The 18,483-nt window shown below is 63.9% G+C and carries 23 protein-coding genes; 7 read left to right on the top strand and 16 right to left on the bottom strand.

What is annotated here, in order from left to right; genetic code table 11:
- Positions 1–113 precede the first annotated feature (113 nt).
- Complete coding sequence (locus NKJ15_RS18145; RefSeq protein WP_352816572.1) at positions 114–683, bottom strand: putative glycolipid-binding domain-containing protein; 570 nt, start codon at positions 681–683, stop codon at positions 114–116.
- A gap of 213 nt (positions 684–896) precedes the next feature.
- Between NKJ15_RS18145 and ubiG the strand changes: the two genes are divergently transcribed.
- Entirely contained in the window at positions 897–1,646 is a 750-nt protein-coding gene (gene ubiG / locus NKJ15_RS18150; RefSeq protein WP_352453078.1) for a bifunctional 2-polyprenyl-6-hydroxyphenol methylase/3-demethylubiquinol 3-O-methyltransferase UbiG, read from the top strand.
- A 19-nt stretch (positions 1,647–1,665) separates the two neighbouring features.
- On the opposite strand, the gene NKJ15_RS18155 is transcribed toward ubiG, so the two are convergent.
- Positions 1,666–2,556 carry a DMT family transporter gene (locus NKJ15_RS18155; protein WP_352503215.1) on the bottom strand — a complete coding sequence of 297 codons (891 nt, stop codon included), beginning with the start codon at positions 2,554–2,556 and terminating at the stop codon, positions 1,666–1,668.
- A 101-nt stretch (positions 2,557–2,657) separates the two neighbouring features.
- Between NKJ15_RS18155 and NKJ15_RS18160 the strand changes: the two genes are divergently transcribed.
- Both NKJ15_RS18160 and NKJ15_RS18165 read left to right on the top strand, forming a co-directional pair.
- A complete protein-coding gene (locus NKJ15_RS18160) occupies positions 2,658–3,143 on the top strand; it encodes a MarR family winged helix-turn-helix transcriptional regulator (protein WP_352542481.1) in 486 nt (161 codons plus the stop codon).
- 68 nt (positions 3,144–3,211) lie between these two features.
- Entirely contained in the window at positions 3,212–4,705 is a 1,494-nt protein-coding gene (locus tag NKJ15_RS18165; protein ID WP_352816576.1) for an FAD-dependent monooxygenase, read from the top strand.
- Positions 4,706–4,759: 54 nt separating this feature from the next.
- On the opposite strand, the gene NKJ15_RS18170 is transcribed toward NKJ15_RS18165, so the two are convergent.
- Positions 4,760–5,413 (bottom strand): Vgb family protein, encoded by a 654-nt coding sequence (locus NKJ15_RS18170; protein ID WP_352471321.1) that lies wholly within the window; start codon positions 5,411–5,413, stop codon positions 4,760–4,762.
- Positions 5,414–5,422: 9 nt separating this feature from the next.
- Complete coding sequence (locus tag NKJ15_RS18175) at positions 5,423–6,643, bottom strand: helix-turn-helix domain-containing protein (protein ID WP_352816578.1); 1,221 nt, start codon at positions 6,641–6,643, stop codon at positions 5,423–5,425.
- A gap of 152 nt (positions 6,644–6,795) precedes the next feature.
- On the opposite strand from NKJ15_RS18175, the gene NKJ15_RS18180 reads away from it, so the two are divergent.
- Positions 6,796–7,596, top strand: coding sequence for an SDR family NAD(P)-dependent oxidoreductase (locus tag NKJ15_RS18180; protein ID WP_352816581.1), 801 nt, complete (start codon positions 6,796–6,798; stop codon positions 7,594–7,596).
- A 73-nt stretch (positions 7,597–7,669) separates the two neighbouring features.
- Here NKJ15_RS18180 and NKJ15_RS18185 read toward each other — a convergent pair whose 3' ends face one another.
- The 5 genes from NKJ15_RS18185 to NKJ15_RS18205 are packed head-to-tail and all read right to left on the bottom strand — an operon-like array spanning position 7,670 to position 10,771.
- The gene (locus NKJ15_RS18185) at positions 7,670–8,365 is read right to left on the bottom strand and encodes a hypothetical protein (protein ID WP_352816584.1); all 696 of its coding nucleotides are present in this window, start codon (positions 8,363–8,365) and stop codon (positions 7,670–7,672) included.
- 8 nt (positions 8,366–8,373) lie between these two features.
- Positions 8,374–8,799, bottom strand: coding sequence for a DUF1178 family protein (locus NKJ15_RS18190; RefSeq protein ID WP_352471325.1), 426 nt, complete (start codon positions 8,797–8,799; stop codon positions 8,374–8,376).
- Positions 8,796–9,662, bottom strand: a complete 867-nt coding sequence (locus tag NKJ15_RS18195; protein WP_352617224.1) for a carbon-nitrogen hydrolase family protein — start codon at positions 9,660–9,662, stop codon at positions 8,796–8,798. Before NKJ15_RS18195 ends, NKJ15_RS18190 begins: the two co-directional genes overlap by 4 nt.
- Positions 9,663–9,672: 10 nt before the next feature.
- Positions 9,673–9,942 carry a glutaredoxin 3 gene (gene grxC, locus NKJ15_RS18200; protein WP_352617227.1) on the bottom strand — a complete coding sequence of 90 codons (270 nt, stop codon included), beginning with the start codon at positions 9,940–9,942 and terminating at the stop codon, positions 9,673–9,675.
- A gap of 28 nt (positions 9,943–9,970) precedes the next feature.
- Positions 9,971–10,771, bottom strand: coding sequence for a ComF family protein (locus tag NKJ15_RS18205; protein WP_352471329.1), 801 nt, complete (start codon positions 10,769–10,771; stop codon positions 9,971–9,973).
- A gap of 54 nt (positions 10,772–10,825) precedes the next feature.
- On the opposite strand from NKJ15_RS18205, the gene NKJ15_RS18210 reads away from it, so the two are divergent.
- Entirely contained in the window at positions 10,826–11,698 is an 873-nt protein-coding gene (locus NKJ15_RS18210) for a methyltransferase domain-containing protein (protein WP_352471330.1), read from the top strand.
- A gap of 50 nt (positions 11,699–11,748) precedes the next feature.
- On the opposite strand, the gene NKJ15_RS18215 is transcribed toward NKJ15_RS18210, so the two are convergent.
- From NKJ15_RS18215 to argJ, 5 genes are all read right to left on the bottom strand, one after another.
- The gene (locus NKJ15_RS18215) at positions 11,749–11,928 is read right to left on the bottom strand and encodes a Flp family type IVb pilin (RefSeq protein WP_352816589.1); all 180 of its coding nucleotides are present in this window, start codon (positions 11,926–11,928) and stop codon (positions 11,749–11,751) included.
- Between the two features lie 125 nt (positions 11,929–12,053).
- On the bottom strand, positions 12,054–12,359 hold the full coding sequence (locus NKJ15_RS18220) for a hypothetical protein (RefSeq protein ID WP_023677980.1): 306 nt from the start codon (positions 12,357–12,359) through the stop codon (positions 12,054–12,056).
- Between the two features lie 127 nt (positions 12,360–12,486).
- Entirely contained in the window at positions 12,487–12,909 is a 423-nt protein-coding gene (locus NKJ15_RS18225) for a (deoxy)nucleoside triphosphate pyrophosphohydrolase (RefSeq protein ID WP_352816591.1), read from the bottom strand.
- Positions 12,906–13,685 (bottom strand): GNAT family N-acetyltransferase, encoded by a 780-nt coding sequence (locus tag NKJ15_RS18230; protein WP_352471332.1) that lies wholly within the window; start codon positions 13,683–13,685, stop codon positions 12,906–12,908. The genes NKJ15_RS18225 and NKJ15_RS18230 overlap by 4 nt, the downstream gene beginning before the upstream one ends.
- Positions 13,685–14,926, bottom strand: a complete 1,242-nt coding sequence (gene argJ, locus NKJ15_RS18235) for a bifunctional glutamate N-acetyltransferase/amino-acid acetyltransferase ArgJ (RefSeq protein ID WP_352816594.1) — start codon at positions 14,924–14,926, stop codon at positions 13,685–13,687. The genes NKJ15_RS18230 and argJ overlap by 1 nt, the downstream gene beginning before the upstream one ends.
- 179 nt (positions 14,927–15,105) lie before the next feature.
- Here argJ and NKJ15_RS18240 point away from each other — a divergent pair, with 179 nt between their 5' ends.
- Complete coding sequence (locus NKJ15_RS18240; RefSeq protein ID WP_352816596.1) at positions 15,106–16,332, top strand: caspase family protein; 1,227 nt, start codon at positions 15,106–15,108, stop codon at positions 16,330–16,332.
- 3 nt (positions 16,333–16,335) lie between these two features.
- Here NKJ15_RS18240 and NKJ15_RS18245 read toward each other — a convergent pair whose 3' ends face one another.
- Positions 16,336–16,572, bottom strand: a complete 237-nt coding sequence (locus NKJ15_RS18245) for a putative antibiotic biosynthesis monooxygenase (RefSeq protein WP_352816599.1) — start codon at positions 16,570–16,572, stop codon at positions 16,336–16,338.
- Positions 16,573–16,681: 109 nt separating this feature from the next.
- Here NKJ15_RS18245 and NKJ15_RS18250 point away from each other — a divergent pair, with 109 nt between their 5' ends.
- Complete coding sequence (locus tag NKJ15_RS18250) at positions 16,682–17,338, top strand: TetR/AcrR family transcriptional regulator (protein ID WP_352816749.1); 657 nt, start codon at positions 16,682–16,684, stop codon at positions 17,336–17,338.
- 43 nt (positions 17,339–17,381) lie between these two features.
- On the opposite strand, the gene NKJ15_RS18255 is transcribed toward NKJ15_RS18250, so the two are convergent.
- Positions 17,382–18,299, bottom strand: coding sequence for a peptidylprolyl isomerase (locus tag NKJ15_RS18255; RefSeq protein ID WP_352456658.1), 918 nt, complete (start codon positions 18,297–18,299; stop codon positions 17,382–17,384).
- Positions 18,300–18,483: the final 184 nt, after the last annotated feature.

The following is an 18,483-nucleotide window of genomic DNA, read 5'->3' on the forward strand; positions in this document are numbered from 1 at the left end:
CCTACTCGGACAGCAATCTAAATGCCAAACACTGACCCAACGTTAAGAAACCGCCAATATCGTAAATTTGCCGTTAAGCCACACCGGCCAGCTGCACTCCCAACGCGGGCGGTTCAGCCCGTCCGCACGATGGCCTGCCACAGGCGCGGATAATCGAGGACGAAACCGAGCGGCGAGACCTCCAGTGTCTCGTGGTAGCCGAACATCGGGGCGGCATAGGCGTAATGTGCAGCATCGACGCGCTGATAGGTTTGCTCGAGGCGAACGAGCCTGAGTTCGGGAAATGTCAGATAGGCTGCCGGCGCGGGCGTCGCCATACCGACATCGAGGGCAAAACGGCGAAGCGCCAAAAGGTTTGTGGCGGGCGTGAAGCCGAGATCGACATCGATGAGACCGTCGACTTCCGCTTGATGCTCGCCGTTCAGCGTCCATTGGCGCTCGGTCAGCCGGTCGATCCTGTAATGCAGCTCTTGCGTGCCGAGAAAGCCGTCGGCGCGCGCCGATCGTGTATGCCAATCGGCGTCGCAGTCCGCCTCGTAGGCGATGCTGCACGGCTCGCCGTCCTGGACGAAAAGCGCCTGTCCCCTGAGGTTCCACCTGGAACTCGCTTCCGACAGAAGGCAAGCGTCGTGGCCTTCCTGGTCAAGCCGGCGCCAAAGAATGGAAGCAACCGCTCGCATCATTGCGCACTCCTCCGAACCCGATGTCTCTGCTTCGTCCGCCAAAGCCTAGGCGTTTCCTTCCGGCACACCATCAACTGACACGTGCTGACACAAACGCAGCCGGCAAAAGGCGGCGCCGGAAGGCATCGCGCCCATTGCACCGCGGCGGTGAATTTCGCGCCTTGACATTCGCAGCCTCGCGCCCGACTTCCTAGCGTCCGAGGAGACCACGCCATGCCAGAGCCCCGACGATCGACGATCGATGCCGGAGAGGTGGAACGCTTTTCCGCCCTTGCCGCCGAATGGTGGAACCCGAACGGCAAGTTCCGCCCGTTGCACAAGTTCAACCCGATCCGGCTTGCCTATATCCGCGACCAGGTGGCGGCCCGCTTCGGCCGCGATCCGCGTGCGGCACGGCCGTTCGAAGGCCTGCGCTTCCTTGACATCGGCTGCGGCGGCGGGCTTTTGTGCGAGCCGATGGCGCGGCTTGGCGCCGAAGTGGTCGGCGCCGATGCCTCCGCCACCAACATCGAAGTGGCCAAGCTGCATGCGGCGGAAGTCGGCGTGAGCGTGGATTATCGCGCCACGACCGCGGAAGACCTTGCCGATGCCGGCGAAAAATTCGACGTCATCCTCAACATGGAAGTGGTCGAGCATGTCGCCAATGTCGATCTGTTCCTGGCCAAATGCGGCGAGATGGTCAAGCCCGGCGGCATCATGTTCGTCGCCACCATCAACCGCACGCTGAAGGCCCTGGGCCTGGCCATCATCGGCGCCGAATATGTGCTGCGTTGGCTGCCACGCGGCACCCACCAGTTCGGCAAGCTGGTGCGCCCCGAGGAACTGGAAAAGGCGCTTGCCGGCGCCGGCCTGACCGTCGTCGACCGCACCGGCGTCACCTACAACCCGCTCGCCGACCGCTGGCAGCGCTCGAAGGACATGGACGTCAACTACATGGTGCTGGCGGAGAAGGCATCCGTCTGAAGCTTGCGCCTTCTGGCCCCTATGGCCTCTGGCTTTGCGCCTTGGTGGTGATGAACACGCCGGCGGTGATGATGACGGCACCGGCCCAGGTCAGCAGTTGATAGCGCTCGCCGAGGAAGAGTGTCCCGGCAAACAGCCCGACCGCCGCCGCGACGTAGCCGATCTGGCTGAGATAGACCGGGCCGCCGACCGCTTGCAGGCGGAAGAAGAAGGCGAACATCGCCGAGGCTGATGCCACCTGTGCCGCGGCGACCAGCGGCACGCCGCCGAGCGAGCCGAATGCATTGCCGCCAAGCAGGACCAGAATGCCGGCAAACAGCATCAAGGCTGCTGCCAGATGGCTGCCGACGGCGAGCTCGATCGGGCCGGTGCCTTCGGGCCAGTCGACGGTACGGTAAATGTTGCCGGCGGCGAGGCTGACCGGGATCAGCAGGCCCATCGCAACCCAGAAAAATTCGGCCGGCTGGCCCGCTTCGCCGCGCGTCACCGCCACCATGACTGCGCCGACGAAACCGACGACTATGCCGACGATGCCCAGCATGGTCGGGCGCCTGACGCCGAGCAGCATCGAGAACACCAGCGTGACGACCGGCGACAGCGTGAACATGATGCCGCTGTAGCCGGCGCCCAGATGCGGAATGGCTGAAAACATCAGCAGATTGGGGATTGCATATGAGACGGCCGCGGTGACGAAGAAATAGCGCAGCCTGTGCGGCGTAAGCCGCATGCGCTTCCCGTTGAGCAGCAATGCGCACAAAAGCACGCCGCCGGCACCAAGCGAGATGACGAAGGCCCAGACCATGGCGGCCACGCCGGCCGCCGTCGCGATCTTGCCGAACGGCAGCGTCAGGCCGAGCAGTCCACCGGTGACGACCAGAAGGCCAAGCGCCGAGTCCCAGAGAAATTTCATCGCACCGTCCCGTCGCCCGTTCGCGGCCCTTGGCCTACACCAGAAGCTGAGGTAAGATAAGGTAAAGATTCTTCACGTCAAGATACATAACGGTGAGAGACATGGATCGCGCAGCAAAAGCGATCGGGCAATGGAAAAAGGAACGGCCGGATCTCGATGTCTCGCCGATGGCCGTGCTCGGACGGTTGAACGAGGCCGCCTCGCTGATCGCACGAGAGCGGCTGGCGCCGCTGTTTGCAAGTTACGGGCTGCAATCCGGAGAATTCGATGTGCTGGCGACGCTGCGTCGTTCCGGGCCGCCATACGCGCTGACGCCGACGGCTCTCTACGAGGCGACGATGGTGACGTCGGGCGCGATGACCAACCGCCTCGATCGGCTCGAGAAATCCGGCCTGATCAAGCGCGGGCCGCACCCCGACGATCGCCGCGGCATTGTCGTGCAGCTGACTAAAAAGGGTCTGGCGTTGATTGACGAGGCGGTTACTGCTCACGTCGCCAACGAGCACCAGATACTTTCCGGCCTGATACGCCCGGAGCAGATCATGCTGGCTCGCCTGCTCGAAAAACTGATAGCGAGCCTGAACTAACCCAAACGGTAACCACTGGGACTCTGCGATCATTGATTGGGAGTCGTAACTGCCAGGGGAATTTGCCGATGACAGAACATGCAGTCGTGATTGCCGGAGGAGGTCCGACGGGCCTAACCCTGGCAGGCGAGTTGGCGTTGGCAGGCATCGAAGTAGCCATTGTCGAACGCCGCCCGAATCAAGAGCTTGCCGGTTCGCGTGCTGGAGGTCTGAGCTCACGCACTCTCGAAGTTTTCGATCAGCGCGGCATCGCGGACCGGTTCCTCGCCGAAGGACAAATAGCCCAAGTCACGGGATTCGCGGCGATGCGTTTAGACATCAGCGATTTTCCGACCCGCCACAACTACGGGCTGGCGCTGAGACAGAAACACATTGAGCGCATTCTCGCTGGATGGGTCAGCGAGCTGGCAGTGCCGATCTATCGCGCCCGTGAATTGACGTGTTTCGTGCAGGACGACGCCGGCGTCACCATCGAACTGTCCGATGGTGCGTCGCTGCGGGCAAGCTATCTCGTCGGGTGTGATGGAGGCCGCAGTCTGGTCCGCAAAGCTGCTGGCATTGAGTTTCGAGGATGGGATGCGACGACCAGCAGCATCCTCGCCGAGGCCGAGATGGCGGAGGAGCCGCCACTGGGCATTCATCGCACCGCACTTGGCATCCATGCCTTCGGCAGGGAAGAGTACGAAATTCGTGACGGCAAGGTCGTCTTTGCCGGTAAAGGTCCCATAGGCGTCATGGTCACTGAAAAGAATGTCGGCGCCACGACCGAACCCACGCTGCGCGATCTCCGCGAAGCGCTCGTCGCCGCATGCGGAACAGATTACGGAATCCATAGCCCAACCTGGATTTCCAGGTTCACGGACATGTCGCGGCAGGCGGCGGCTTACCGCAAGGGCCGGGTTCTCCTAGCGGGCGATGCCGCCCATGTGCATTCCCCGGTGGGCGGACAAGGCCTCAATATCGGTGTGCAGGATGCGGTGAACCTCGGTTGGAAGTTGGCCCAAGTGGTGAAAGGAACATCGCCTGAACGCTTGCTCGACACTTATCACATCGAGCGGCATCCGGTTGCGGCCCGCGTGTTGCGTACGACAATGGCACAGGTCGCATTGCAACGTACTGATGATCGCACTGAAGCCTTGCGTGAAATCGTATCAGAGCTCCTTAGGATGGAGGAGCCTCGCAAACGGATCGCTGCCGAGATGTCCGGACTTGGTATCCATTACGACCTCGGCCAGGCGCATCCGCTGGTCGGCCGCCGCATGCCCGACCTCGACCTGGCCACGCCTGATGGTCCCATGCGCGTATTTGCGCTCCTCCAAAATGCGCGGCCAGTGCTCTTGAATCTCGACGCGCCGGGCAGCCTCGACATCAAGCCGTGGTCAGACCGCATTAAGTTGGTTTACGCCAAATGCGACGATCCATGGGAGTTGCCTGCGCTAGGTTTGGTCTCCGCTCCAACCGCAGTTTTAATCCGACCCGACGGATATGTTGCTTGGGTAGGCGACAGGACGCAGGATGGTCTTCAAGACGCGATGAACACCTGGTTCGGACCACCGGGCTAAAAACCGCAAAAACCAGTTAGCTCGAATGGTCAAACGGCTACGGACGGCAAAAACTCAGATCCTGGTCGCCGAGCCTCGTTTGGGCCGGCGAACAGCTCTGATCTTGCCGCTGTTTCCGCCGCCACAGAAAAACTGGTCGCCGCCATCGGATTCGAGCCCCGACACGCCTGTTCCCGGCGGCATATCGAGCTTCTCAAGGACCTTTCCCGTTTCAGGATCGATCCGTCTGACATCGCTCTCCTCACCCTCCCAGGTGCCATGCCACAGCTCGCCGTCGACCCAGCTGACGCCGGTGACGACGCGGTTGGAAACGATGGTGCGAAGGATTGCCCCTGTCTCGGGATCGACCTGATGAATCTTTCGGCCCCGATGCTGGCCGACCCAGAGTGTTCCTTCGGCCCAGGCGAGCCCGGAATCACCGCCATTGCCGGGCGCCGGGATCGTCGCCAGCACCTGGCCATTCTTCGGATCGATCTTCTGGATACGATCCTCGGCGATCTGATAGAGGTGCTGGCCGTCGAAGGCCGTTCCGGCGTGTGCCGCGACGTCGATCGAGCGCACCACTTTGCCGCTCGCCGGATCGAAGGCGTTCAATCTGTCGCCTGAGGCAAACCAGACATGCTCACCGTCGAAGGTAACGCCGTCCACGTGGTCGACACCCGGAAAGGGTCCATATTCTCGAAGGATTTCGGCTGCGGATCGTTCCATGATTCCATCCTAGTAGCCCGGCAGTGGGCCGGGGAGTAACAAGATTGTCGGGAAACCCGTCAGCGGCGGGGTTATCCAGCGACGCGCCCGTCCGCGGCCGAACGACTGCACCTTGCCGGCCTGGGCGAGCTGCTCGAGCGCTCGCTGCACGGTACGCGAACTGGCTCCAAGCGCAATCGACAGGGCCGAACTCGACCAAGACTCGCCGTCCGCGAGGAAGGCGAGCACGGCGGCATGCTCTTCTTCGACGGGTGGCGCCAGCACGACGACCTCACCTGCGCGGCGCGGGGCCAGCGCAAAGCCCCGCTTCGTCGCGCTCACATCCGCCAAGCTCCGAAGCTCCGCGCGAAGCCGCCCGACTTCGACGCGCAATCGTGCGCGATGTGATTCGTCCGCGTCCTTTCCGCGGAAAGCGCGCGCAATGAGCGTCGCTCTTGCCACGTCCCCCGGCCAGGCTTCGGCCAGCGCGCGGGCCAGCGCGAACAGCACCGGGCGGGTCGCCAGCGAGACGACGGTGTCTGCGACACGCACGACATTGCGGCATGCATCCACCACGAGCGCCCCCGACGCCAGGAGCGCTTCGACTTCATCGAGCAGGAGGGGCCGTTCCCCGCCACGCGCGACAAGGCGCGCGGCCGGCGTGTCCAGCACCAGCGATGCGCTCTCCACCTCCGCGATCAGCGCGGGGATGCCCGCCGCGCGCGCCGCCCGCGCCGCCAGCCCGAGCGCGGCGCGCGCAGGGCCGGTCCGCAAGCGGCGGATGGCGATGCCGGCGACAGCCAGCTCGTGGGCGGCCCGCGATGCCGGCGGCAGCGGCGACGGATCGAAGCCGTCCAGCCTGCGCTCGGCTTCGTCGAGATGGCCGATCAGCAGCAGGCGCCGAACGTCGAGGTTGCGCGCATGCGCGGCGTTGACGCGGTCGCCATGCTTTTCGAGCGTCGCCCGTGCGGCGTCGAGTGCCTTGGCCGGCCAGGTAAGGTCGCGCGAGACGAGCGCGATCTCGGCCTCGGCGACGATACACCGCGCGCGGGCCACGGCCTCCCTTGGGCTGAATGCGCGCGCCGCCCTCTTGAGAAGAACCTTCGCCCGAACCAGGTCGCCAAGCTGCGCCATCGCGATACCGCGCAACGCCAGCGCCGGCGCATCGTCGCGCAGCGCAACCCGCTTCAAGGCGCCGAGCGGATCGCCCGTCGCAAGCGCATGCGCCGCGGCCGTGATCAGCGAGTCCATCGGAATCCCGTCACACTTGTCACTCCCATGGCTTCGATGCCCGGCGCTAAGTCCATCTCACCAACCAGTCGTATCGACAACGGCGACTGTAGCCAACCTGAGTTGCGGCGCGCCAACGCTCGAACACAACGATAAGCATTAGGAGAGACGCAATGAAGATCGAAGGTACAACCATCCTGGTGACTGGAGCCAATCGGGGCATCGGTCGGGCACTGGTCGAGGAAGCCCTGAGCAGAGGCGTAAAGCGCGTCTATGCCGCAACCCGCAAACCGATGGCTCATCCGGACCGGCGTGTGACGCCCCTGACCATGGATGTGACCAACGCTGCGCAGATCCGGGAGGCCGTCGAGAAGATCGATGCTCTCGATATCCTCATCAGCAACGCCGGCGTATCGCCCATCGATGACCTCAGCGACCGTCGTGTGCTCGAACAACAGCTCGCCGTAAACCTCTTCGGCTCGTACGACGTTACCCAGGCTCTGCTGCCGTTGCTCGCCCGGTCGCGGGGAGCCATCGTCAACATTCTGTCGCTGGCCTCGATTGCCGCCGTGCCGTTCAGTCCGGCTTACTCCATCTCGAAGGCGGCCTCGTTCTCGCTGTCGCAGTCGTTGCGCACCCTTTTGGCCGGACGGGGTGTCAGCGTCCACAGGGTCCTTCCCGGCCCGGTGGACACGGACATGACACGGGGCCTGGACATCGCGAAAGCCTCTCCGGAGTCTGTCGCACGAGCGATCCTGGACGGCGTGGAGAACGGCGAAGAGGAAATCTTCCCCGATCCCATGTCGGAATCCCTGGCGGAGGGCTGGCGCAGCAGTGCAGTCAAGGCGCTTGAACGCCAGTTTGCAGCCTATGCGGAAGCAACTCCGTCAAGTGAAGCAAGCCCGTCAGGCAGTGGGCATGAAAGAAGCAGCGAAACGGTTGCCCGCGAGCCCCATCCTTGCTGCTCGGCCTGAAATTGCGGACGCTTGTGCAGGGGGCGGCATCGCCGCTCTGGGCGGAAGCGAATCCCACAAGCGAAACGGAGCATCATTTTCGCTTGTCGAAATGCGCTTCAGCTTCTTGTCGCCTGATACGCCTCTGATATCGCCGCCGGGCGAAAAAGACGATCAAGTCTGCCAGCCAACCTGGAGCATTGAGATGGAGCAAGGCATCACGCGCGCTATCAATTTGCCGACCATTCATCGCTACATTGGAAAAATCCGAGGGTTCCGTTTGTCGAGCTTCGACCCATTGACGAATACTCGCCCCGTCCGGCAGTTTCGCCGCAAAAGCCAGTTCACGTCTCATGCAAACCCACTCCACCCGGTAGCGCAATTCCTCCTCATAGCCAATGCCTCGCTGATGGAGACGCGCATGCGTCGCCTCATGCACTATCGCGCTGGCGATCTGGTCGCTCAGCGTGTGCTCGCCTAGAACAAATCGCCGATCGAGCTCGCAAGTCGAAGTCGATTTCACAAATTGCGCAGCGGCACCTGGATTGATTGTAATCCAGATCCGTTTGAGATCGCGGACCAGACGGCTGTATCGAACAGGGTCAAATTTCTGAATCAACCGCAGCGCGGCGGCAACCTTATCTGCATCTTTCCCGCCGCTCTCGCCATTATAGAAAACTGGCAACCCATCGATCGTCCTCTTGTCGATCGACTTTATAGCCAACCAGCTGAAAACACGGATCACTACCTCTGAACCACGCCGCTTTTCAGTCTTCTCCGGATGGGGCAAGACTTTCCTCAGTTGCGGTCGTCGGGGAAGCTTGGAATAGGCATGAACTCGACACCGTCTTCGGCGAGGCTCTTGGCCTCGTCCAGCGTCGCCTCGCCATAGATGCCGCGCGGATCGCTTTCGCCGAAATGGATCTTGCGGGCTTCCTCGGCGAATTTGTCGCCGACATAGTCGGCATTCTCGCGCACCTTGTCGGCCAGCGCCTTGAGCTGCGCCAGCGCCTGCTTCTGCGCCTCGCCCATGGCCAGCGCGATGCTTTCGCGCTTGCGCCCGGTGGAGACGGCAGGCGCCATCAGCGCCTTGTCGACCTTGTGCGAGCCGCAGGCCGGGCAATCGACGAAACCGCGCCTCTTCTGGGTGTCGAAATCGTCGTTGCTGCGGAACCAGGCCTCGAACTCGTGCTCGTGCTCGCAGATCAGGGAAAAGCGGATCAAGAGGCGGCACCCCTGAGCGGAATTGCCTCCGCCGAACCGGCGTTTACGGCAAAATCGCGTGCGTTTTTGAGATTCGGTATCTTTTTGCGCGCAGCGACTGACTGCGCCGGGTCGATCTCGGCGACGATCACCGCCGGCTCGTCATGCGCAGCTTCGGCGACGATGCGGCCCCAGGGATCGACGATCAGCGAATGGCCATAGGTTTCGCGGCCGTCCTCGTGCACGCCGCCTTGCGCGGCGGCAACCACATAGGCGCCGTTCTCGATGGCTCGCGCCCTGAGCAGCACGTGCCAATGCGCTTCGCCGGTCTGGCGGGTGAAGGCGGCGGGCACCGAAAGCAGATCGGCGCCGGCCAGCGCCTCGGCACGGAACAGCTGCGGAAAGCGCAGATCGTAGCAGACGGCAAAGCCGAGCTTCGCGCCATTGACTTCGGCGACGACGGCCTCGGTGCCAGGCTCATAGGCGGCGGATTCGCGCCAGCTCTCGCCATTGTCGAGATCGACGTCGAACATGTGGATCTTGTCGTAGGTGGCAATCGTGGCGCCGTCCGGCCCGAACAGAAGGGCGCGGTTGGCAAGCTTGCCGTCGGCGCGCAGAATGGCGGTCGAGCCGATATGCAGGAAAATGCCGAGCTCGCTGGCCAGCCGCCGCGACGTCGAGACGACGATGTCCTTGTCCTCGGAGGTGAAGGAAGCGGCCCGTGCCTGGCTGTCGCGGATCAGCGCGCCGGTCATTTCCGGCGTCTGGATATAGGTCGCCCCAAGGCCTGCCGCCTCGCGCACCAGCCGTTCCAGATCGACCGCATTGCGCTCCGGGCTGGTTCCCGAACGCATCTGGATCGCCGCCGCCTTGAAACCACCCATAGTCATGTCCTTATCTGGCCGAGCCGTTGGCGAGCAATGTGTCCAGCCGTCCTTCCGCCTCCAATTCGTGGAGATCGTCAGAGCCGCCGACATGCGTGTCGCCGATGAATATCTGCGGAAAGGTGGAACGGCCGTGAGCGCGGGAGATCATCTCCCGGCGCAGCTCCGGCGAGAAGGAGGCGTCGTGCTCGGTGTAGGTCACACCCTTCCTATCGAGCAGCCGCTTGGCCGCGGTGCAATAGCCGCACATCATCCGCGTGTAGATCGTCACATCGACCATCGGTCAGCAATCCTGCCTCGTTCCTAGGCTATATAGGCGCCGATTCGTCGGCCCGAAAGTCCCCCGGCAGCACACGCGCAAAGGTCAGTACGTCGACCGCGCCGGCGCCGCCCTTCTTCAACGCCTTGGCGACCGCGCGGACGGTGGCGCCGGTGGTGTAGACGTCGTCGATCAGCAGCACCCGGCGGCCGGTGATTTCGATCTCCGCCTCATCAGGCACTTTGAATGCGGCGCGAACATTTTCCTCGCGTTCCCGCCGCTCCAGCCCGACCTGCTGGCGCGTGAGTTTGACGCGCCTGATGGCTGATGGCGCGAAAGGCCGCTCGCCGAGTTGCGCCACCGCCCGCGCCAGTTCCGCCGACTGGTTGAACTGCCGCCTGAAGAAACGCCGCCAGTGCAGCGGCACCGGCACGACCACATCGGCCTCGGCGATGAGCTCGGCACCGGCGCGAAGCATCCAGCGCGCCATCCACGGCGCCAGATCGGTGCGGTCCTGGTATTTCAGCCCTTGCACCATCTGGCGGGCAACGCCGGAATAGGCGACCGCCGCCCGCGCGCGCTCGAACGGCGGCGGGTCGGCTATCGCCTCCGCCGACAGGAAACCCTCACCCATATTGTGGGTGAACGGCGTGCCCATCACCGGGCACCACGGCCGTTCCAGCAGCCTGAGTTTCGGCCAGCAGGCGCCGCACAACACGCCGGGCTGCGAGACATGGCGGCGGCAGCCGGCACAGACGGGCGGGAACAAGAGGCGCGCTGGCCAGCCCAATGCCTTGCGGGCAATGCTCTTGATCGCAATACGCTTGATCTCTGGCATGGGATCGGCCACGTGGTTGGTCCTCCGCATCACTATATCAGAGAGCGAAGCACAAGGACCTGCCCATTGCAGCCTGTAATTGACACCTCGCTCTGGCTGGCGCGCAAGCGCCGGGCACTGGCCCGCCCCATCGCCAGCGCGGATTTCCTCATGCGGCGTGCGGCCGAGGATCTTGCCGACCGGCTCGGCGCCGTCGAACGCAGGTTCGGCAAGGCGGCCTCATTGTTTTGCCAGACGCCGGCAGCAGCAGAGGTGCTCGCCGAAAGCGGCAAGGTGACGGAAAACGTGCGCGTCGAGGCCGACGCCGCTTTCCTGGGTGGCCAGCCAGGACTGTTGGCGCCGTTGGAAACCGTGCCATTCGAGCCGGAAAGCCTCGACCTCGCAGTCTCGCTGCTGTCGCTGCAGGCGATGAACGACATTCCCGGCATGCTGGTGCAGGTCCGCCGGGCGCTGAAGCCGGACGGGCTTTTCCTTGGCGCCTTCGCCGGCACAGGCACGCTCTCCGAACTGCGCGAAAGCCTGCTTGCCGCCGAGACCGAACTCTATGGCGGCGCCAGCCCGCGTGTGATCCCGTTCACCGACGTCCGCGACGCCGGCGCGCTGCTGCAGCGCGCCGGCCTGGCACTGCCAGTTGCCGACGTCGAGACGATCACGGTGCGCTACGATTCGCTATTTGGCCTGGTCGCCGATCTGCGCGCCATGGGCGAGACCAGCGCGCTTGTCGACCGCAGCAGGCGGCCGGGCACGCGAGCGCTGTTCGCGCGCGCCGCCGAAATCTATGCGGAGCGGTTTTCGGATGCCGATGGCCGCGTCAGGGCGAGTTTCTCGGTGGTCTGGATGTCAGGCTGGGCGCCCGATGCCTCTCAGCAAAAGCCGCTGAAGCCGGGCTCCGCAAAAATATCGCTGAAGACAATCCTGGAAAACCCCGGCGGCCCCTGAGCGCATCCTTGCGCAAAAGCTAAGCGTATCCCACGCAAAAGCTAAGCAGGTCACTGTGCAAAAGCGTTGGCAAGCTTGCTGCTGTTGTCGCTGAACAACCACTGGATGGCGCCGGCAGCCTGGCCAATACCAGCGACAATGGCAAGCGACAGCACGGCGACGATCAAACCATATTCGATAGCCGTCGCACCCCTCTCGTCTTCAAAAAATTGTTGCAGCAAGATTTTCATGGGCGCCATCCCTCTTGCCTGAACCTAGCGCCGACCCGTTAAGAAAGGTTAATGCGACAGGCTTAACGCGCGGTGAACCAGCTGCATTCTAGGAACCAGCCGAATCCTGGAGATCTGTTGAGGAGTCAGCAGTCGCCGCTGCTTCTGCCATCGGCCCGTATAACGCAGACCGAACTGGGCAGCGGCTGCAGCACGCTCTTGCGTAGCGTATAGCTGTCGCGCTGGCCGATCGAGCCGGTGCTCATCGTATCAAGCCCGTCGCGGGCAAACTGCGAGCGGGTCCGGCTGTCGAGGTAGGGCGTCGCGATCAAGGCCAGAGCCACCGCGGCCGAGCCGAACAAGAGGGCGATGCGCAATATTCCCATGCCGGCATTGGCGGCGCCAGGAAGGCGGTCCGGCCAAGGCGAGTCCCAGTCCTTTTCAAGGCTCATGCAAATCGCTCCCCAGCGGTAGAATCGGCGTGACCGCCTAGCGTCAATTTTTCACGGTCAGATAAATCTTTCATTAACGCTGCTGCCGGCGCGTTGCGGCGCTGCCCGATTTACGGCAGGTCGGCCGCTACAGCAGATCGATGAGGAACTGGATCAGCGGGGCATCGGCCGACGGCATTGGAAAATCGCGCATCTGGCGCGGCCGCACCCATTTCAGCACCTGGCCTTCCTTCGGCTGGGCAATGCCGCGGAACCGACGGCAGACGAACAGCGGCATCAGCAGGTGAAAATCATCGTAGGAATGGCTGGCGAAGGTGAGTGGCGCCAGGCAAGGGATGTCGGTTTCGATGCCGATCTCCTCGTACAATTCGCGGATCAGGCATTGTTCCGGCGTCTCACCGGGCTCGACCTTGCCGCCCGGAAACTCCCACAGGCCGGCGAGTTGCTTGCCTTCGGGCCGCTGCGCCAAAAGCACGCGCCCGTCGGCATCGACCAGCGCGCAGGCCGCGACCAGGAGCAGGCGTTTGCCGATCGTATCCAAGCCGCTCATGCGCCGGGTGGCCGGCGATAGCGATAGCGATAGACTTCGTCGAATCCGAGCGAACGGTAGAGCGCCAGCGCCGGCGCGTTGTCCGCCTCGACCTGCAGCCAGGCTTCCCGCGCCCCGCGCAGCCGCGCCCATTTCAGCGCCGACCGGATGAGATGGCGGCCATGGCCCTGGTTGCGCACCGACCTGTCGGTGGCGATCTCGAACAGGCCGGCAAGGTCGCCGTCATGCACGCAGATCAACGTTGCCAGCGGTTCGCTGCCGGCCTCCAGCGCAAACAGCCCGGCCTCCGGCTGGATGGCGCCGATGATCTCCGACAGGCCTGGCCGCAGCGACACATCCGAGCCGCTCACCTTGAGCGCCGCGCCGATGAAACGGCTGATGTCCTTCAACGGAATCTGGTCCATGGCATCGTCGAGCGCGGCGTCCGCCAGCGGCAGCCGCATGACCAGCGACTCCGCGAACGTACTCCAGCCTTCGCTGTCGAGGTACTTCGAAAGATCAGGCCCCGACAGCGGTGAGATGCGAAAGGTCAGCGGCCTGCCATACGCGTCGAAGCGGCGGCTGGCGCGACCGATGCGCTCGGCAATGTGCTGGATGTCGCCCGGATCGAGCGGATTGACCGAGTTCAGCCGCTTGGCCGGGTGGCCGGCCGTCAGCCGAACCACCCAGGTGCCGTCATAATGGACGGCGGCCGCCGGCCAGGCGCGAAAGCCGGCCGCCTCATAGCGGCGCACGATCGCCAACACGCTTGCCGGATGTCTGGAAGCCAACGCCATCAGCTCCGATAATCGCCGTTTATGGCGACATATTCCTTGGTGAGATCGCAGGTCCACACCGTCGCCTTGCCGCGGCCGATGCCGATATCGGCGCGGATGCGGATCTCGTCGCGCTTCATATACGCCGAAGTCGCCTCCTCGGAATAGGCGGCGTCGCGCTCGCCCTGATAGGCCAGGCGGTTGTCGCCGAACCAGATCGACAGAAGGTCGCGGTCGGCCGGTTCGCCGGCCTTGCCGACGGCCATGACGACGCGGCCCCAATTGGCGTCCTCGCCGGCGACTGCCGTCTTGACCAACGGCGAATTGGCGATCGACAGCGCGATGCGCTTGGCCGAGCGGGCCGATTTGGCTCCGGTGACGGTGACCTCGACCTGCTTGCGGGCGCCCTCGCCGTCGCGCACCACCTGCAGTGCCAGCGATTTCAGCACCTTGCCGAGGGCACGGCGGAAGGCGCCGAGGCGCGCATCCTTGGGGTCGGAAATTGCCGGCGCGCCGCGCCTGGCGGCAGCACCCGTGGCGAACATCAGCAGCGTGTCGCTGGTCGAGGTGTCACTGTCGACGGTAACCGCGTTGAAGGTCTTGGCCGTGCCGCGCGACAGGAGGTCCTGCAGCACGGATGCTGCGATCGGCGCATCGGTGGCGATGAAGGAAAGCATCGTCGCCATGTCGGGCGCGATCATCCCGGCACCCTTGGCGATACCGTTGATGGTGACGTCGGCATCGCCGAGCTTGACCGTCGCGGTCGCCAGTTTGGGATAGGTGTCGGTGGTCATGATCGCCTTGGCGGCTTCGGTCCACAATTCCGGCTTGCCGTCCTTGACCAGACCGGCCAGCAGATGGCTGAACTTGCCGGCGTCGAGCGGTTCGCCGATGACGCCGGTCGAGGCCAGGAACACCTCGCCCGCTGTGCAGCCGGCCGCTTTCGCCGCCACCTCGCCCGTGAGTGCCGTCGAGGCGCGGCCTTTCTGGCCGGTAAAGGCATTGGCATTGCCGGAATTGACGACCAGCACGCGTGCTTTGCCAGCCACGAGGTTCTGCCGGCAGAAATCAACTGGCGCCGACGGGCATTTCGACCTGGTGAACACGCCGGCGACGGTGGTGCCGGCGTCGAACACCATGGCCAGCAAGTCGGTGCGGTTCTTGTATTTTATGCCGGCCTCGGCGGTGGCGATGCGCGCGCCCTCGATCACCGGCATCTTGGGATATTTCTTCGGCGCGAGCGGCGAAACCTGTGTGGACATGGAAGACCCCGGGCGGGAAAAATCGCGAAAGGAACGCCGGTTTGCCCGATAGCACGCGCTGGCGCAAGGCGTTTCACAGCCGTTACGGGTGCCGGAAGCCTGACACCGCCTCATGCAGCAAGCAGGCTGTTGCAAATTTGTTGGCGTCGCTGCGACCGATAGCGCTATGATCCTGCCCCATGGGCAGGCTTGTGGTCTTGGCACTGGCGTTTCTGGGCTTTCTGCTGCTGCGCGCCGATGCGCAGACGGCGCGGCGCGTGGCGCTTGTGGTCGGCAACGGCAGCTACGCCGAAGCCGGCACGCTGGCCAATCCCGTCAACGATGCGCTCGACATCGCCGACAAGCTGCGCGCCATCGGTTTCGAGGTGATCGAAGGCAACGATCTCGGCAAGCGCGAGCTCGAACGCAAGATCGGCGAATTCTCCGATGCGCTGCAGGGTGCCGGTGCCGGGCTGTTCTACTATGCCGGCCACGGCCTGCAGGTCGACGGGCGCAACTTCATCGTGCCGGTCGACGCCCGGCTGGACATGCCGGTCAAGCTGCAGCTCGAGGCGGTGCCGATCGACGAGGTTCTCGACATCATGGAGCAGCAGACCAAGGTCAGCCTGGTCTTCCTCGATGCCTGCCGCAACAACCCGTTTGCCCGAAGTCTCAGCCGCAGCGCCACGACGCGCTCGGCGACGGCTCTCGCCGGTCTTGCCCAGTTCGAGTCGACACGCGGCTCATTCATCGCCTTCTCGACTGCGCCCGGCGCCGTCGCAATGGACGGGACGGGACGCAACTCGCCGTTTGCGGCGGCACTTTTGCGGCATATGGCGGAACCCGGACAGAGCATCAACGACATGATGATTGCGGTGCGCCGCGACGTCGTTTCGGCAACGCGCGAGGCGCAGCGTCCCTGGGAGCAGGGGTCGCTGCTCGAGCGTTTCGAATTCGTTCCGGGCGGAGACACTGCCCAGCAACCGAAACCGGCCGTCAGCCCGGCTCCCGCGTCGCAGGTGGCTGCGCTCGAACGCTCCGTCGGCGACGAGGGTGCCATCGAAAAATTCTTGCGCGAAAACTATCTGGCGCCTGATGCCAGGAGAATGCGCGAAACCGTCAAGCGGCTCTACGGTTCGTCGGCCATCATCTACGGCACGCGCTACGACAGCGAGGCGATCGTCAAGGTCAAGACCGACTGGTTCGCGCAATGGGCATCGTGGTCGTTCGGTCTCGAGCCCGGCAGCCTTGAGGTGACGCCGCACGGCAAGGACCGTGCCGACGTGGTTTTCGCCATGCGCTACGACTATGTGCCGAAAGACAAATCGGCGCAGCGCCTGACCGGCAAGGCGCGGGTGACGCTGGAACTCGTGCTGGCCGATGGCGCGTGGCGCGTTGCGTCGGAAACGTCGCAAGCGCTGGAATGAACATCAGCGGGCCGCTGGGTTGATGAACCCGCGAAACGCCCGCTGCACGCCCGGAATCAGCCCCCAGATCATGATCGAGACCATCAGCGGCGCGATGACCAGCGTGCGTTGCCAGATTTGCCATTCCTGCGTCAGCGGAAAAACCACGTACAAAATGGCAGTGATCAGCGGATACACGCCGAGCAGCACCAGCAGGGCGAAGCGCAGGCGCGAAAAGCGGGTCACGGCGGTCGAGTTCATCAAACTCTGCTTATCGTTACGGAACGTTCCGTTACATATGAAACGGATCGTTCCGTTTCGTCAAGAGTTGTATATGATGGCTGCTGAAATCGCGGGTAAGGAAGAAGAGATGGGCGAAACCACCAATCCCGGGCGCAAGTCGGCTGGCGCACGGCGCAGCCCGGAAAGCGCCGATGCCATTCTCGATGCCGCCGAGGCGGTACTGGTCGAAGCCGGCTATTCCGGCTTCTCGATTGAGGCGGTGGCACGCCGCGCACGCGCCGGAAAACCGACGATCTATCGCTGGTGGCCAAGCAAGGCCGCCTTGCTGCTCGACGTTTATCAACGGCAAAAGCGCGTCGACAATCCCGATATTGGGAACCTTGCGGAGGATCTCGTCGGCTTCCTGAAGAGCTTGTTCGCGCATTGGCGCGACACGTCGTCGGGCAGCGTGTTCCGATCGCTGATTGCCGAGGCGCAGTCGGACGAAAAAGCCGCCGCCGCCCTCGCCGAATACGCAAGAGGGCGTCGCATCCATACCGGCCAGATGGTCGAACGCGCCAAGGCAAGGGGAGAGGTGGCAACCGACGTCGATGCCACTGTCGTCGCCGACCTGATTGCCTCGTTCGCCTGGACGCATCTTCTGACGAACCGCCTGGACGAGGACGAAGCGACGCTGCGCAGGGCGGTCGGCTATGTTTTGAAAGGCATAGTCGCTGACGATGCCGGCGACGCCACGGCGCTCCGGCGGCGGCGTCGACGCATCATCGCTCGCCCTACCAAATAGAAGCGACAGGGCGGCAGCGCGCCCTGTCGTAGCCCAATCTGGCCTATTTGGCGCTTTCCAGCGCGTCGACCGTCTTCTTCAGGTTCGCATCGGGGATGTCGACCTTGGCGTTGGCGCGCAGCGACTTGACCAGCGCGAAATACTTGTCGCGGATGACCGCCTGACGCGCCTGGTCCTTGACCTGGTCGAACGCCGGCGGCTGCTTGGTGCGCTTGTCCTCGACCTTGATGACATGCCAGCCGAACTGCGACTGCACCGGCTGGTCGGTATATTTGCCGACCGCCAGCGCAAACACGGCCTTGTCGAATTCCGGCACCATCTGGCCAGGTCCGAACCAGCCGAGATCGCCGCCGCTGGTCTTGCCGCTCGGATCGCTGGTGTGCTCGTTGGCAAGCTTCTGGAAGTCGGCGCCGCCGTCGAGCTGCTTGATGATGGCGTCTGCCTCTTCCTTCGTCTTCACGAGGATGTGACGGGCGTGCACCTCATTGGTGGGCGGCGTGTTGGCGATTTCCTGGTCGTAGCGGGCGCGGACCTCGGCATCGGTAACCTTGTCGACGACGCCCTTCTCGACCATTTCGCCATGCAGCGCGCGCTGCTGCAGGAAGGCCATGCGGCGCTGGAAGTCGGGATCCTTGTCGAGGCCGGTGGTCACCGCCTGAGCCGCCATCACGCGGATTTCGATCGCCGCCGACAGCGCCGCGGCGCGGCGCTGCTCGGGCGGAAGCTGCGCGAACTGCTGTGACAGCTCGCCCTCGGCAAGCCCAAGGTCTGCCTCGGTCAGCGTCTGGCCGTTGATGGTGGCGACCACGGCGTTCGGATCGACCGGCTTGGCCGCCGGAGCGGGTGCTGCCGGCTGGGCAGGGGCGGCCTCCTGTGCCATCAGCGGCGACAGCGAGAGGGCCGATAGCCCGAATGCCAGACCAAGGCTGGCGAGCGACGCGCGGCGGAACAATACTGACATTACGATTATCTCCAAAGCGGGGTAGCTAGAGCGGAATGGCTTCCAGACCAGCAAGATTGTGGCGGAATTTGGCGCGGTCGACAGGGCGAGCGCGGCGTTGACATCGAATGAGCCCCCTCTTATCTGTCCAACGACTTTGCGTCCAGAACCGTTTTCCGGGCGCTTTTTGCGTTTGTCCGCGTTC

Origin of the sequence: Mesorhizobium sp. M0207 (genome assembly GCF_040321995.1) — a bacterium.
GTDB lineage: Bacteria > Pseudomonadota > Alphaproteobacteria > Rhizobiales > Rhizobiaceae > Mesorhizobium.